Origin of the sequence: Collinsella sp. AM29-10AC, assembly GCF_003469085.1 — a bacterium.
GTDB lineage: Bacteria > Actinomycetota > Coriobacteriia > Coriobacteriales > Coriobacteriaceae > Collinsella.
The window spans coordinates 18,155-33,516 of sequence record NZ_QSKB01000002.1 but is presented as its reverse complement, the minus strand read 5'-3'; the positions used below and the strand labels follow the sequence as shown (position 1 = coordinate 33,516).

The window sequence follows — 15,362 nt, the reverse complement described above, 5'->3', positions numbered from 1 at the left end:
CTTAGACGAGCTTGATCTTCTCGATGTCCTTGCGCGAGGACTCGCGATACAGCGAGAACTTGCGGCCGATGACCTGGACGACCTCGGCGTGGCAACGCTCGGAGAGCTCTTCGGCGGCCTCGCGGGCGGAAAGACTGGAGCCATCGAGCACGGAGCACTTAACGAGCTCATGCTTCTCCAGGTAGGCGACCGTCTGCTCGACGGTGCCCTCGTTGACATCGGACTTACCGATGATGATGGCGGGGTTGAGGTGATGGGCCATGCTGCGAAGCTGCTTGACCTGGGCTCCTGTCAGTGCCATGGGTTCTCGCTTTCTATGTATGGGGCGCCCCGCGACGGGGCCTTAATCTACGTGAGCTGTCCCACGATAGCGCAGGAACGGCACGGTGTGGAGCGCGTTTGCCCAGTTCGCAAAGAATGCGGATGCCGAGGTAATGGGCAGCTCGGGCTGTGAACGGGCTACGAGCGGGATTCAGAGACCGGTTCCCATGCAATAAACGCCCAGCGAACCTTACGGACATGATCGAGCATATAGCGCCCCTGCGGCACGCCCTTGGATCCCGGCTCACCGGCATGGGGGTTCTCAATCATGTGCTGGGCGATGTAGTCGCGCAGACGGTCGATCTTATCCTCGTTGCCATGCTCGAGCATACGGGAAAAATCCGCCACGCCCGCTTCAAGGCTATCGAAGGTATCGCGACGAGGCGATTCAAAGTATGTAACCTGCGGCAACACACCCATCTGAATGAGGATGTTGAAGGCGTACACAAAGCCATTGCTGCAGGTAACCGAGGCGCCGATAGCGTTCATCAAGTGCAGATCATAGCGCGGGCTGGAGTTAGCGACCATCGTGACAGCACAACGCCGACGAGCCGTTCGATCAAGCTTGGCAAGCGCATCTTTTAGATTGGTCGTCGTAACCGACCGACTGGCAAAGGCAACATCCACCGCTTTCGCGACCGGTCCAACCAAATCCCAATCATCATCCCAAGCAAGCTCAAGCGGTGTAATGCGATCCTCGAGTCCATAGTACTCAATGCCAGCATCAAGCGTGCCCAACATAGCAGGGGAAAAGTCAGCAGCAATCACAGGATGCCCAGCCTGAGCAAGCGGAATGGCAATCGACCCAGCCCCACACCCCATATCAAGCACCGATTCACCAGGCTTTAACGCCAACAGCTTCATAAAGTCCCGGGCATACGGAGCAGTCTCAAGCGGCCGAAAATGCCGAGCCCGCTTATCCCACTCAAAAGAATCATCAGCCCGCCGCCGACCAGCTTGCAAACGCATCCATTCGCCATTCCAATCAGCAGAAAGCAGCTCAGAGCGAGCATTCCCATCAACCACGGGCCAACCTCCTAGCAACAAAAAAGCGACTCCCCCCAAAAGAAGAGCCGCAACCAGCATATTTCAGAAAGAACCGATCCAACGCCAAACCGCCGTATCAACCATGTGGTGCAGGAGCGAAGCAACTGCAACCGGGATAGAACCCAACCGAGGTCCCGTTGTGCGGGAGCCCCGGGGAGGGCAAATATATAAGGTCGATCGCGAGTTCCGCACGAGCCGGAGAGCACTTAATGTGCTCTCCGTGCGAGTCAGGACTGTCCGAGCAGGCGACCTTATATATTTGCCCTCCCCGGGGCTCCTCGCCCGAACCCCTCAGCTAGTTCTTCAGCGAGTTCAGCGGTGCCGGGAAGCGTCCACCACGGTGGGCGAGCACGGTGCCGGCGTTGGGGTTCACCGGCATGATGGGTGCACGGCCGAACAGGCCGCCGTACTCGACGCAGTCACCCACGCCCTTGCCGATGGCGGGAATCACGCGGACGGCCGTGGTCTTGTTGTTGATGACGCCGATGGCCATCTCGTCGGCGATGATGCCGGCGATGGTCTCGACCGGGGTGTCGCCGGGGATGGCGATCATGTCCAGGCCGACGGAGCACACGCAGGTCATGGCCTCGAGCTTCTCGAGCGAAAGCGCACCGGCTTCGACGGCGGCGATCATGCCGGCGTCCTCGGACACGGGGATGAAAGCGCCGGAGAGACCGCCCACGCTGGAGCTGGCCATGACGCCGCCCTTCTTGACGGCATCGTTGAGCATGGCGAGCGCGCAGGTCGTGCCCGGGCCACCGCAGGTGCCCACGCCGATGATCTCGAGGATGCGCGCGACGGAGTCGCCGATGGCAGGCGTGGGAGCCAGCGACAGGTCGACGATGCCCTTCTCGACACCCAGGCGATGGGCGGCCTCGCGGCTCATGAGCTCGCCGGCACGGGTGATCTTAAAGGCGGTCTGCTTAATCTTTTCGGCGACTTCCATCATCGATGCGGAATCGGGCAGCGTCTCCAGGGCTGCGGCCATAACGCCGGGGCCCGAGACGCCTACGTTGATGACGGCGTCGGCCTCGCCACCGCCGTGGACGGCGCCCGCCATAAACGGGGAGTCCTCGACCATGTTAGCAAAGCAGACAAACTTGGAAGCGCCGACGGAATCCTGGTCGGCCGTGAGTTTAGCGGCATCGATGATGGTCTGGGCGGCCATAAGCACGGCGTCCATGTTGATGCCGGCGCGCAGGCTGGCGACGTTGACGCTGGAGCAGACGCGGCTGGTGGTAGCGAGCGCCTGGGGGATGGACTGGATGACGCGGCGGTCGGCATCGCCGATGCCCTTCTGAACGAGCGCGGAGAAGCCGCCCAAGTAGTCGATGCCGAGCGTCTCGGCCGCACGGTCGAGGGCATGCGCGATGGGGGTGAGGTCCTCATCCTTGCAGCATGCGGCGATCTGCGCCACCGGGGTGACGGAAACGCGCTTGTTGACGATGGGGATACCGTACTCGCGCTCGAGGTTCTCGGCGGTCTCGACCAGATGCTCAGCTGTGTGCGTCACGTGGTCGTAGATCTTCGTGCACATGCGGTCGAGGTTCTCGTCACCGCAACCCATGAGCGAAATGCCCATGGTGATGGTCCTGATGTCGAGGTTCTGCTCCTCAACCATGCCGCGGGTTTCCGCGATTTCTGCGGGCGTGATCGCCATCCTTGCGCTCCTATCTGCCAAAACGAGCATAGTCTTATTTATTCTAACGTGCCGCACGTGCCAAGTGGCGCATGCGGCACGTTTTGGTGCGGGGTTGTTTCCGTTGTGTTACCGGCCAAAGACCTCTTCGGCGATGCGGGCGCTTTCGGCGGCGTCCTTGGCGTAGTAGTCCGCGCCGATCTGCTTGGCGTATTCGGGGGTGAGCACGGCGCCGCCTACGATGATCTTGACGTCTGGAACCTCGGCATGGAGCAACTTGATGGTCTCTTCCATGGCGACGACGGTGGTAGTCATAAGCGCCGAGAGGCCGACGAGCTTGATGTCACGCTCTCGTACGGTCTTGAGCACCTCTTGTGGGTCGACGTCGCGGCCTAGGTCAAAGACGGTGTAGCCGTAGTTATCGAGCAGCATCTTGACGATGTTCTTGCCGATGTCGTGGATATCGCCTTTGACGGTGGCCACGCAGATTTTGCCCTTGTCGGCAATCTCGCCGGCGGGCATCAGGCGCTTGATGGTGTCAAAGCCCACGCGCGCGGCCTCGGCCGAGGCCATAAGCTGCGGCAAGAAGAACTTTCCCTGGTCAAAGAGGACGCCAACCTCGTCGAGAGCGGGGATAAAGTGATTGTTGATGAGGTCCATGGCGTCGTGGTCTGCCAGCAGACGCTCGGTCTCGGCAGCGATCTCGCCTTTGCGGCCCGAGACGACCATGCGACGAATCGGGTCGTCATTGCCGTCGGGGGTGGTGGCGCTGGCAGCGGGCGCGGCGTCGGTCGATGCGGTCTGAGCCGCCGCCGGGTTGGCGGCAATCTTGTACGGGTCGGTCCAGCCGGCGTAGCGTTCGATGTATCCGGTCGAGCCCTCGTCCTCAACGCTCAAGACGCGATAGCTGTAGACGGTGTCCATAAAGCGCTTGGAACCCGGGTTCATGATGGGGGCGTCCAGACCTGCACCAAAGGCGGCGGCTAAAAAGACCGAGCCCAGCAGCGGCCGCGCGGGCAGACCAAAGCTGATGTTCGACACGCCGAGCGCGCATTTGACGCCCAGGCGCTCCTTGCACAGGGACATGGCATGCAGGATCTGCTCGGCCTGGCGTTGATTGGTCGAGGCGGTCATGACCAGGCAGTCGATGAGGATGCGGTCCGGGCCGATGCCGTAGCGGGCGGCCTCGGCCACGATGCGCTCGGCGATGGCGAAGCGAGCCTCGGCGGTATCGGGGATGCCGCCCTCGTCGAGCGTGAGGCCGACGACATTGGTGCCGTAGTGGGCGACCAGCGGGAAGATCTCGTTCATGATCTGCTGTTTGCCATTGACTGAGTTGATGATGGGCTTGCCGGCGTAGCGACGTACGGCGGCCTCGACGGCGGCGGGGTCGGTGGAGTCGATCTGCAGCGGCAGCAGCGTGGAGCCTTGGAGCTGCTCGGTCGCTTGCTGGATGACCTTGACCTCGTCGATCTCGGGTAGGCCCACGTTGACGTCCAGGATGTCGGCGCCCTGCTCTTGCTGGCTGATGCCCTGGCTCACGACGTAGTCCAGGTCGCCGTCGCGCAGGGCCTGCTGCAGGCGCTTTTTGCCGGTGGGATTGATGCGCTCGCCGATGACGGCGATCTTGTGGCCGTCGCAGGGAAGGTCCACCACGGTCTGGGCGCTCGTGACCGACATGCTGGGCTTGCGGTGACGCGGGCTGGGCGTGTGGTTGTCGATGAGGGCGCGCAAGGCGGCCATGTGCGCCGGCGTGGTGCCGCAGCAGCCGCCCACGACGCTCACGCCGTCGGCAATCATGCCGGCGACGGCCACGGCGTACTCGGGTGCCTGGATGTCAAAGACGGTATTGCCGTCATCGTCCACGCGGGGCAGTCCCGCATTGGCCTGCACCATAACGGGCTTGTCGGTAACGGTGAGCATGCGCGCAGCGAGCCCTCGGAGCTCGGCCGGTCCCTGGCTGCAGTTGATGCCCAGAACGTCGGCGCCGATAGCGTCGAGCGTGATGGCGGCGACCTCGGGGCTCGTTCCCAGGAAGGTACGGCCGTCTTCCTCGAAGGTCATGGTGGCAAAGACGGGCAGGTCGGAGTTCTCGCGGCAGGCGAGGACGGCTGCCTTGATCTCGGCCAGGTCGGTCATAGTCTCGATAATAAAGAGGTCCACGCCCGCATCGACGCCGGCACGCACTTCCTCGGCAAAGAGGTCATAAGCCTCGTCGAAGCTGAGGGTACCCAAAGGGCGAAGCAACGCGCCGATGGGACCGATGTCACCGGCGACGTAGCGGGCGCCGGCAGCGCGGGCACAGGCGACGGCCGCGGCAAAGACATCTGCCACGGTGGCGGCACCGTCGAGCTTGTGGGCGTTGGCGCCAAAGGTGTTGGCGGTGATCACGTCGCAGCCGGCCTCGACGTATTGGCGCTGAATATCGGTAATGACCTGGGGCTCCTCAAAGTTGAGCAGCTCGGGCAGAGCGCCGGCCTTCATGCCGGCCGCCTGCAGCATGGTGCCCATGCCGCCGTCGAACAGCAGGTGCCCCGTGCCCTCGATGGCGGCGCGCAGGCGATCGTCCTTAATGCGAAGGTCGTCGATCGTGCGCGTCTTGTATGCAGCGCCATTACGACGGGCAGCATCAACGGGCGCCGCCAGTGCGGCGCCGTCCAGATCGTGAGTGATAAGCGGAGTAAACATCAATGAGCTCCTAATGGCTGGAATAGCAGGTGGTGTGGGCGGCGCGGAAGCGGCAGTGCTCGCGCATGCGGCAGATATTGCAGGTGGGGCGGCTCTGGGCGTCGTGGACCTCGCCGTCAAACAGACCGATCACCGCGGTCACGCTCTTGGTGGGCATGAGCAGGCTGGTGGGTGTGACGGTAAGCCCGATGAGCCGCGTGGCGTTGAGTGCAGCCACGATTGAGCGCTGGGCCGTAAGCGGACAGTCGCCGTAGCCGGGGCTAAAGCGCCAGTTGCCAGCGAGTCCGTGTGCCGCGGCCGCAGCCTTGACTTGCTGGTCCATCTGCTCGACAGCGGCTTCTACATAGGCAGAGCATGCGGCGTCGAGCACGGCTCCCTCCAGGGGCTGCTGGGCTCCCGTGGTGCGCAGGCGACGCTCGGCGTCCATGCCGAGGGTGCATGCCATGAGCGCGGCAAAGTGGGCGTCTTTGAGATGGCGATAGATATCGCGACCACGCAGTTCAACGTTGGTGCCAACCAGACGGATACTGGGCTCTCCCTGCTCGTCCACGCCCGTGGCATCGACGGCAAACACGCGGCGCACGCCACGGGGCTCAATGTCCAGTTCCAGGCGCTCAACGACAAGCTCAATACGCTGCGACAGCTCGGGTTCAATCTGCTGGCCGCCGTAGCCCAGGTAGCGCAACATCTCGGCACGATCGACGCGGGGATGGTGGGCGGTATCGATACGATAAAGCGCCGGCGACGCAAGGTCGGCCGGCACTTCGGCAAAAGCTGTATCGATGTGCGGTTTTTCCATTACCCTAGGCGCTCCATAATGGTTGCGGCGATCGCAGGACGATTCATAGTGTACAGGTGCAGACCGGCGGCGCCGTGCTCCTTGAGGTCGCAAAGCTGACGGGCGGCATAATCTACACCGGCTGCCTGCAGGCTCTCGGGATCGTTCTCGTACTTGGCGAGAATCTTGATGACGGGGGAGGGCAGCGATGCGCCGCACATAAAGACCATGCGGCTGATCTGTGACTTGCCCATAAACGGCATGATGCCCGCGGTAATGGGCACGGTGATACCGGCCTTGTCGGCAAGCTCGCGAAAACGGTAGAAGCACTCGTTATCAAAGAAGAGCTGCGTCACAAAGAAGCTCGCGCCGGCGTCCTGTTTTTGCTTGAGGTGTTCGACCGAGACGTTGAGGTCCTCACAGGCAATGTGGCCCTCGGGGTAGGCTGCGGCGCCCACACAAAAGCCGGCGTCGACGAGCTCGGGGATGAGGTCGCGGGCGTAGGCGTAGTCCGAGGCGGGCTTGTCGTCCTCGGTCGCGCCAGCGGGAAGATCACCACGCAGGGCCAGGATGTTTTCAACGCCGGCGGTGCGATACTCGTCGATCTTGGCGGCGATATCGGCGTGCGAGCGGCCCACGCAGGTAAGGTGCGCCACCGAGGGTGTATCGAATTCGCTCGTAATCATATGCGCGATGGGGGCGGTGGTGGCACCGTTGCCCGAGCCGCCGGCCGAGCAGGTGACCGAGACAAAGCTCGGCGAAAGCTTGCACAGATTGCCAGCCACCTCGCGAGCCGTGTCGAGGGTAAGCTCGCCCTTGGGCGGGAACATCTCAAACGAAATGGGCGCGGTGCCCTGGGATGCTGCCTGCTTAAAAACCTCGTCGACGCGCATATCGTGCTCCTCTAGATACGTAATAGTGTGATGTGTTGTAAGGATTCTACAGCACCACTGTGTCACGGTGGAGTTTCACTCGCTATTTGGGGATACCAATCAAAGATGCCCTACTATCGGCATTTCCTATAACAGGGCGGTCAATCTAGGATGGGGCTATAAAGACTGGTATCTGATGCGAAATACCAGTTAATAGAGCCCCATCCCAAATTGACTACCCTTAAACCATGGGGAGAGGTCTGCAATTTATACAGTTGATTGGCTGTTGAGGGCGGCAACGCCGCCGCGATGCGGTAACCTCATTGATTGGTTTCGTGACAGCAACATAACGGTAATGTTGCGGAAACACGACGAGCCTAATCTATGACTCGTTCGTTAGTAATCAACACCGCTTCTCACGCGGTGCCGATACGAAGGGAGTTCCGTATGGCCGAACTTACTGACCGCTTCGGGACCATGGTGTTCTCTGAGGAAGTCATGAAGGACTACCTCCCCAAGGACATTTGGAAGCGCCTTGCTGCAACCCTCGAGGACGGTGAGCCGCTCGACCTGGATGTGGCCAACGCCGTTGCCCACGCCATGAAGGTCTGGGCCATCTCCAAGGGCGCGACGCACTACGCGCACTGGTTCCAGCCGCTTTCGGGCATTACTTCCGAGAAGCACGACAGCTTCCTCGAGCCCAACCACGACGGCACCGCCATTACCAAGTTTACGGGCAAGAACCTCATCCAGGGCGAGCCTGATGCCTCGAGCTTCCCCAACGGCGGCCTGCGTGCCACCTTCGAGGCCCGTGGTTACACCGCTTGGGATCCCACCAGCCCTGCCTTCATTAAGGACGATGTCCTGTGCATCCCCACGGCTTTCTGCTCCTACACGGGCGAGGCCCTGGACAAGAAGACCCCGCTGCTGCGCTCCATGACCGCGCTCTCGCGTGAGTCCAAGCGCGTTCTGGCGCTGTTTGGCAAGACCCCCAAGAAGGTCGTTCCTTCCGTGGGCGATGAGCAGGAGTACTTCCTGATCAAGAAGGACGCTTACCGCAAGCGCAGGGACCTGGTCATCACCGGTCGCACCCTCTTTGGTGCTGCTCCCTGCAAGGGCCAGGAGCTCGAGGAGCACTACTTTGGCGCTATCCGCCCCACCGTCTCGGCCTATATGAAGGACCTGGACGATGAGCTGTGGGCGCTCGGCATTCCCGCCAAGACCAAACACAACGAGGTCGCTCCCTGCCAGCATGAGCTCGCCCCTGTCTACGGCGAGGTCAACGAGGCCATCGACCAGAACCTGGTCATGATGGAGAAGATGAAGCTCATCGCCTCCCGCCACGACTTGGTCTGCCTGCTGCACGAGAAGCCCTTCGAGGGCATCAACGGTTCGGGCAAGCACAACAACTGGTCGCTTGGCACCGAGTCCGAGAATTTGCTCGATCCGGGCGACACCCCGCTCGACAACCTGCAGTTCATCGTCTTCCTCACCGCGGTGATCGAGGCCGTCGATAACTATCAGGAGCTCCTGCGTGCCTCCGTTGCCTCGGCCGGCAACGATCATCGTCTGGGCGCCAACGAGGCTCCTCCGGCGATTATGTCCATCTTCCTGGGCGACCAGCTTACCGAGGTCGTCGAGAAGATCATCGATGGCAAGGCTTCCGTCCATGCCACGCGCGGCGTGCTCGACCTGGGCGCCGATACTCTGCCCAAGCTGATGCAGGACAACACCGACCGCAACCGCACCTCCCCGTTCGCCTTCACCGGCAACAAGTTTGAGTTCCGTGCCTGCGGCTCCGAGCAGAACGTCTCCGATTCCAACCTGGTGCTCGATGCCGCCGTGGCCAAGTCGCTCAAGTCCTTCGCCGACGCACTCGAGGGTACGCCCGAGGATAAGTTCCAGGACGCCGCGCTCGAGTACTGCAAGAAGGTGCTGACCGATCACCAGCGCATCCTGTTCTCCGGCGACGGTTACTCCGACGAGTGGCCCATCGAGGCCGAGAAGCGCGGCCTTGCCAACAACAAGACCACGGCCGACGCTCTTCCCGCCTTTGTTTCCGATAAGGCTATCGCGCTCTTTGAGGAGACGGGCGTCCTGACCAAGGCCGAGGCTCAGTGCCGCTATGACTGCAAGCTCGAGAAGTACAACAAGCTCATGAACATCGAGGCTACCACGATGGTTCGCGAGGCGCGTCGTACCTATCGTCCGGTCATTACCGCCTATGCCACCAAGGTCGCTAAGGGCCTTGAGACTATTCGTGCCGCCGGCGCCGAGGCCGCCATGCAGTGCGAGCAGAACACGCTCAACAAGCTCTGCAACGGTATCACCGCCATCAACGACTCCATCAAGGCGCTCGACGCCGTGCATCAGAAGGCCGAGGCCCTCGATGGCCAGGAGCAGGCCAACGTGTATGCACACGAGGTCGTTCCCGCTATGGATACGCTGCGTGCCGCCGTGGATGCCATGGAGGAGATCGTGGCCGCCGACTACTGGCCGGTCCCGACCTACGACGACATTCTGTTCTACGTGTAGAGCGTAACCGACATATCGTCATGGTATTGAGCCGGGGTCCGCATCGCGCGGGCCCCGGCTTTTTGTTCGCGAAGGACGATTTGGAGTCCGTTTTGCAACTGATTTGCCAACGCAATAAGGGGTCGTGGGCAAATAACGTCAAATATGAGTACTGTCACTAAACTACTGCCATCTCGAAATGGCAGTTTTTGCCGAGTTAGACCACATATGTCCAGGTATATAGCTGAGGTTTGGCTCAATCTGGGCACCAGGTTGTTGATTTGACATCTGATTCACCATCAAAAAGGCCGAATTCGCTGTTACTAAATCGGTAACAGTACTCATATTTGCCATTTTTTGCACACGGTCCATCGGCAGATGCCGGAATCCGCACCTGTCGGGTTCGAATCCCGACGTATGGGTAGCAAAAAGCCCGCCACCGCGGAGGGTAACGGGCTTCTCGATTTAAATGGTGCCCCCAGCGGGATTCGAACCCGCGATATCCACCTTGAAAGGGTGGCGTCCTTGGCCGCTAGACGATGGGGACAGCGGGAAAGAGTATAGCAGACTTTTTTGCCGGCGCGTATATCGTTGGCAAACTGGAAAACCACCACACAGGAGCGGGCTTCTATCCCGATTTTCAAATATCTCAATCTGTAACATCTAAGCGGATAAATCGGCTCTACCTGTTACAGATCGAGACAAACGACGGACGTCGGGACGAACATCTCAATCTGTAACAGTACGACGACTTTTAACGGTCTACCTGTTACAGATCGAGACAAACTACCGTGGCGGGTCGAAACCACCACAAAGGTGCCTGTCCCCTTTGTGGTGGTTAGGGGAGGAGCTTCATGGCGGCGTCGTGGGCGGCGTGCTCGTAGGTGTCGTCGAGGGGTTTGAGCGGCAGCAGGGCTGTGGCCTGCGCATCGCCGCGGCGCTCGAGGGCGTGGGTAATGAGCCAGTCGGCAAGCTCGGGGTTCTTGGGCAGTGCCGGTCCGTGTAGATACGTGCCGATGACGCCCTTGTAGATGAGGCCCTCAAAACCATCGTCGCCGTTGTTGCCGGTGCCCGCGACGACGGATGTTCCGAGCGGCGTGGCCTCTGTATCGAGCAGGGTGCGGCCGCCATGGTTCTCGAATCCCACAAAGGGCTCGGGTGCCAGGTCGGTCTTAACGGCGACGTTGCCGATCAGGCGGTCGGAGCCGCGTACGGTTTCGGCGGCAATGACGCCCAGACCCTCGATGCGGTCCTCGCCCATATAGTACGAACGGCCGAGCAGCTGATAGCCGCCACAGATGGCAAGCAGTGCGCCGCCATCCTCAACATAGGCCGCAACCTTGTCTTTTTGAGCGAGCAACTCGTGCGCCACAGCCAGCTGGTCGCGATCGGAGCCGCCGCCCATCATGACGATATCGGCATCATGCAGATCGAGCACCTCGCCCATACGGACCTCGTCCACGCGAACGGGGATGCCGCGCCAGGCGCAGCGGCGCTCGAGGGCAATGACGTTGCCGCCGTCGGCATAGAGGTTGAGGGCATCGGGGTACAGATAGACGATGCGCAGCGGGCGCGAAAGCTCGACCGGCGCAATATCGGTGGGGACAGCGCTGCCATCGGCGCGCGTTACGGCGTGGGAGGCTACCGAGTTCGTATCGGTGCCTTTGAGTCCGTCGAGTTCCTTGACCAGCGGCGGAAAGGCCGTGTAGTTGGCGACGGCATAGAAAGTGTCGCCGGCGGCCTCGTCTGCCACGGCACCAATCGCCTGCTCGACATTCGAGATAATCGTGGCATCGATGCCGGCGTACTTGAGGCGCACCTGCATGTCGTGCGCACGCGTGCCGCCGGCAAAGGCGACAAGACCCGGCGTGTCGGCGATGCGCTCGAAGTCGACGTCGTAGATCCACGATACATCGTGGCCGTCGGCGTCGTTGTCGTTGAGGAAGAAGGCACAGAGCCTGCCGCCTGCCGTTTTAATGGACTGAATCTGACGATCGAAGCCCACGGGATTCTTGGCCAGGTTTGCCTCGACGGTGCGGCTGGCAATGTTCCAGCGGCCCATGCGTCCGCCGGCGGGGACGTAGGCATCGAGCGTGGGCTGCAGATGCGCCGCGTCCACGCCCAGCTCGCGCGCCGCAAAGAAGGCGGCGGCAACGTTATAGACCATGTACAGGCCGTTGTAGCGTGTGGCGATGTGTGCAGCAGCAGCGTCGGGCGCAGGTCCAAAGACCAGGTCAAAGCCGTAGCCGTCGCAGCCGAGTTCCACGCCCGTCACGCGACGGACCAGCGCGGGACGCTCCCATCCGCACGAAGAGCAATGATAGGCTCCGAGCTGGCCGTACTGCACATAGTCGTACTCCAACGGTGCGTTGCACTGTGAGCAAAAACGCGAGTCACTAATGCGATCGGACTCGGTGTCCGTGGCGCCGTCGATGCCAAAGGCGATGCTTGCATTGGGAACGCGCGCGGCGATCGCGGCACACAGCGGGTCGTCTGCGTTGTAAATGAGCGTCGTTGCCGGCGAAAGCTCCAGCGCGTGGGCGATGACGCCCTGGGTGTGGTCGATCTCGCCGTAGCGGTCCAGCTGGTCACGGAACAGGTTGAGCAGCACAAAGTAGGTCGGCTTGAGCTTGGGCAGCACACGTACGGTGTAGAGCTCGTCGCACTCAAAGACGCCCACGCGCTTGCCGCTGTTGGTGTGCTTAAGGCCGCTGCGGGCCTCGAGTAGAGCGCCTACCACACCAGGCTCCATGTTGTTGCCGGCGCGGTTGCATACCACGGTAGCACCGCTGGCGGCAACGGCGTCGGCGATGAGGTTGGAGGTGGTGGTCTTGCCGTTGGTGCCGGTGATCACTACGCTGCGGTCGACCAGGCCCGCGAGGTCGCTCAGCAACTCGGGGTCGATCTTCATGGCGATGCGGCCGGGGAGTACGCCGCCCTGGCGTTTGAGGACAGAGCGCAGTCCCCAGCGGGCAATATCGCTCGAGGTGCAGGCAAGAGATGAGCGGAGGTTCATGAAGCCGTTCCTAACATAGATGACATGGTCGGGGCGATCGCGTCGCTAAAAGCCGTAGCGGCGCGCAAAATCCTGGGCAAGCTGCGATACATCTTCGCAGGCGTTGGCCCAGGGGGCAAAGTCGGGGGTGTCCGAGATAATGCCGTCGGCTTCCCAAACCGCCTGGTGCGAGAGGTCCCAGGGGTCGCGCGGCTCGGGTCGGCAGGGAAGATACGGCGTCTGGTACATGGGGTTCAGCAAGAAGAACGCGCCGCCCTCGCAACGGTTAGCGAACTCACGCAGCGCGCGCGTCGCCGGGCGCATCTTGTTTGTTTTAAACAGCAGAATCGTGCGGGCGAGCAGGTACCAAGGAGAGTTTTCGAGTGCGTCTGCCCCCATCTGTTCCTCGAGCTGATGAGCCAGGGCAAAAAAGCCGTCCTGGTCTTCCAGGCGAGCGAGGGCGAGCAACACGGTGCCGGCGGCCCGAGTGGGATAGCCTTCTGCTTTAAGGACGCGGCGAGCGTAGTTGGCAGCAGCACGGTAGCGGGCGCTCGCCATGCACAGCTGCGAGATGGCCTCGAGCGTGTGGAGCCACCCGATAAGCGCCGGCTCGCTTACGGTGAGGTCTGCCGCGGTGACACCGTCGGCCAAAACATTATTGGCCCAATAGTGCGGGGCCTCCATATCAAACCCGGGCACGCTCTGTTGCAGGTAGTCGGCCGTGCTCGCCTCGAGCTTCATCAGGTCGCCCAGGCAGGCGTCAACGGGCGTGTCGGCCAGGATGATGGCGAGCAGCTGCGCGTCGACGGCCAGTGAATCGACGCGGACGATCTTGAGCAGCTCATCGCGCATGTCGTCGAACAGACGATTGCGCGTCTGCTCGAACTCCTCGTCGCTGCCCATGTCCTCGATGCGATGGAGCTCGTCGAGCAGGTGACGATGAACACCGGCATAGGACAGCAGCGCCCGGGCATGCTCGGACTGCGCATACTTTTGGGGATTCGCGCTAATGTCGTTATGGACAAGCTCGCGTGCTGCATCGGTGAGCTCGGGGTGCGACGCCAGATAGGTGCGCTCCAGGTAGGCGGGGATGTAGACGCTCGGATCCATTAGAGGTCTCCTCCCTTAAACGGCAAGCCCTGCTCGGCCGCCCGCAGTATGCGCTCGTCGATCTGGGAGCGCACGATGTCGTTGGTGGCGACCCAGGCGGCAAAGCTGGCGTTGTCGGGTGCGCCCAGGCCCTCCTGCAGTACCGGCGTCGCCTCGGAGAGTGCAAGGACGAGCTCGTCGGTGGAGCCTGCACCCACGTTGACGCGGGCATAGACGCCATCGGGAAACTCGGTTTGGAAGTAGAGCGCCTCGGCTGCGTGCGGGCACGAGCGCGCAAGGATGCGCAGGTAGTGTTCGGCGCCCTCGTAATCCAGCTCGCGCCAGGCAGCGCTCATCAGCGCGATGAGCGTCCACGGGTCCAAGTCGCGTTCTGCATCCTTGGGACGACGGCGCAGCGGCGTGTTGGCGAGATAGGGGACGGAGTGGGCAGAGCGAAAGCGCTTGAGCTCCTCAGCGGGGTATTCGAGCTTTGCCATGGCGAGCATTGCGGTGTGGCGGACGCCGGCGGGGTCGTTGGGCGCAAAGTCCAGGCTGCGATTCGCGGCATCCAGCGACATGCGGTAGCGGCCGCTAATGAGCGCGCGCGATGCCAAGGCGGCAAGCCAGCGCAGGTAGGGACGGCGGGTCAGGTCGCCTGCGGCCTCGCGCTCGTAGGGGTCCTGCGCCGAGGCAATCTTGAGCGCCAGATCGTGCTCCACCTCGTCGCACTTGGACACCAGATATTGCACGTATTCCTCGTTAGATTCGGCGGTGAGCGCGCACAGCATCCGCTGGGCATCCCAGTTGGCCGGATCGAGCGCGGCTGCCTCGCGGAGCATGTTCTCGGCTGCGGCTTCTTCTTGCTCTGCCTGGGCGTCGTCGGGGATAAAGGGAATGCGGTAGTCGACAGCCTCGACCACCTTGGCAATGAGGTGCCCAGCTCGGTCGCGATCGTGCACGATGAGCGGCGCGGGGTTACGGGTGAATTGTTCCATCAGACGCTCTACGGCGGGGCCGTCGGTGAGCGGGATATTGTCGCGGCGCAAGGCCTCAAGAACGAGGCGATGGCAATCCTCTTGAATGGGGTCGAATGCCATGGGGCCTCCTTTGCTGCGGTTAGGGTTCAAATATCTCTATATAAGGTTCTAGTTTACCCGCATGTGGCACACCGGGGGTGCTGCACTTGGACATGCACCTTTGCACCACGAAGACGGATGTCGCACAAATGTCGGCACCCTGGACGACCGAGTGGTATCACGGTGCCGCAAACGGTCGATTTTTGGCGGCGAACGGGACGCATTTTGGAGGGGCACAGTCCTGCCCGGGATATGTGGTCAACCTTGATAAAACGTTTGCCCAGCTTGGGAGTATGAATGCCCCACAAGGGTCTTCAGGAATAGAAAAAACGTTTCATCATTG

General features: G+C 61.8%; 10 protein-coding genes and 1 tRNA gene. 1 reads left to right on the top strand and 10 read right to left on the bottom strand.

Features of this window, described 5'->3' with window-relative positions; genetic code table 11:
• Position 1: 1 nt before the first annotated feature.
• The 6 genes from DW754_RS01155 to DW754_RS01130 form a co-directional block, all read right to left on the bottom strand.
• Positions 2-301 carry a YhbY family RNA-binding protein gene (locus tag DW754_RS01155; protein WP_117563618.1) on the bottom strand — a complete coding sequence of 100 codons (300 nt, stop codon included), beginning with the start codon at positions 299-301 and terminating at the stop codon, positions 2-4.
• A gap of 158 nt (positions 302-459) precedes the next feature.
• Positions 460-1,347: a methyltransferase domain-containing protein gene (locus tag DW754_RS01150; RefSeq protein ID WP_233508833.1), complete on the bottom strand. Its 888-nt coding sequence runs from the start codon at positions 1,345-1,347 to the stop codon at positions 460-462.
• A gap of 316 nt (positions 1,348-1,663) precedes the next feature.
• A complete protein-coding gene (locus DW754_RS01145) occupies positions 1,664-3,028 on the bottom strand; it encodes a PFL family protein (RefSeq protein WP_117759145.1) in 1,365 nt (454 codons plus the stop codon).
• 108 nt (positions 3,029-3,136) lie between these two features.
• Entirely contained in the window at positions 3,137-5,695 is a 2,559-nt protein-coding gene (locus DW754_RS01140; protein ID WP_199411466.1) for a homocysteine S-methyltransferase family protein, read from the bottom strand.
• Between the two features lie 10 nt (positions 5,696-5,705).
• Complete coding sequence (locus tag DW754_RS01135; RefSeq protein ID WP_117759146.1) at positions 5,706-6,494, bottom strand: hypothetical protein; 789 nt, start codon at positions 6,492-6,494, stop codon at positions 5,706-5,708.
• Complete coding sequence (locus DW754_RS01130) at positions 6,494-7,366, bottom strand: methylenetetrahydrofolate reductase (protein WP_117759148.1); 873 nt, start codon at positions 7,364-7,366, stop codon at positions 6,494-6,496. Before DW754_RS01130 ends, DW754_RS01135 begins: the two co-directional genes overlap by 1 nt.
• A 426-nt stretch (positions 7,367-7,792) precedes the next feature.
• Here DW754_RS01130 and DW754_RS01125 point away from each other — a divergent pair, with 426 nt between their 5' ends.
• Positions 7,793-9,880, top strand: a complete 2,088-nt coding sequence (locus DW754_RS01125) for a glutamine synthetase III (protein ID WP_117645902.1) — start codon at positions 7,793-7,795, stop codon at positions 9,878-9,880.
• A 449-nt stretch (positions 9,881-10,329) separates the two neighbouring features.
• Here the strand turns inward: DW754_RS01125 and DW754_RS01120 are convergent.
• From DW754_RS01120 to DW754_RS01100, 4 genes are all read right to left on the bottom strand, one after another.
• Positions 10,330-10,406 (bottom strand) — tRNA-Glu (locus DW754_RS01120).
• Positions 10,407-10,697: 291 nt separating this feature from the next.
• Positions 10,698-12,875 carry a MurT ligase domain-containing protein gene (locus DW754_RS01110; protein ID WP_117759150.1) on the bottom strand — a complete coding sequence of 726 codons (2,178 nt, stop codon included), beginning with the start codon at positions 12,873-12,875 and terminating at the stop codon, positions 10,698-10,700.
• A 45-nt stretch (positions 12,876-12,920) separates the two neighbouring features.
• The gene (locus DW754_RS01105; protein ID WP_117759152.1) at positions 12,921-13,964 is read right to left on the bottom strand and encodes a hypothetical protein; all 1,044 of its coding nucleotides are present in this window, start codon (positions 13,962-13,964) and stop codon (positions 12,921-12,923) included.
• Positions 13,964-15,040, bottom strand: coding sequence for a hypothetical protein (locus tag DW754_RS01100; RefSeq protein ID WP_117759154.1), 1,077 nt, complete (start codon positions 15,038-15,040; stop codon positions 13,964-13,966). Before DW754_RS01100 ends, DW754_RS01105 begins: the two co-directional genes overlap by 1 nt.
• Between the last annotated feature and the right edge of the window lie 322 nt (positions 15,041-15,362).

Coding starts and splice junctions, on each gene's coding strand:
- DW754_RS01155 (WP_117563618.1), bottom strand. CDS start 301: ATGGCACTGACAGGAGCCCAGGTCAAGCAGCTTCGCAGCATGGCCCAT.
- DW754_RS01145 (WP_117759145.1), bottom strand. CDS start 3,028: ATGGCGATCACGCCCGCAGAAATCGCGGAAACCCGCGGCATGGTTGAG.
- DW754_RS01140 (WP_199411466.1), bottom strand. CDS start 5,695: ATGTTTACTCCGCTTATCACTCACGATCTGGACGGCGCCGCACTGGCG.
- DW754_RS01135 (WP_117759146.1), bottom strand. CDS start 6,494: ATGGAAAAACCGCACATCGATACAGCTTTTGCCGAAGTGCCGGCCGAC.
- DW754_RS01130 (WP_117759148.1), bottom strand. CDS start 7,366: ATGCGCGTCGACGAGGTTTTTAAGCAGGCAGCATCCCAGGGCACCGCG.
- DW754_RS01125 (WP_117645902.1), top strand. CDS start 7,793: ATGGCCGAACTTACTGACCGCTTCGGGACCATGGTGTTCTCTGAGGAA.
- DW754_RS01110 (WP_117759150.1), bottom strand. CDS start 12,875: ATGAACCTCCGCTCATCTCTTGCCTGCACCTCGAGCGATATTGCCCGC.
- DW754_RS01105 (WP_117759152.1), bottom strand. CDS start 13,964: ATGGATCCGAGCGTCTACATCCCCGCCTACCTGGAGCGCACCTATCTG.
- DW754_RS01100 (WP_117759154.1), bottom strand. CDS start 15,040: ATGGCATTCGACCCCATTCAAGAGGATTGCCATCGCCTCGTTCTTGAG.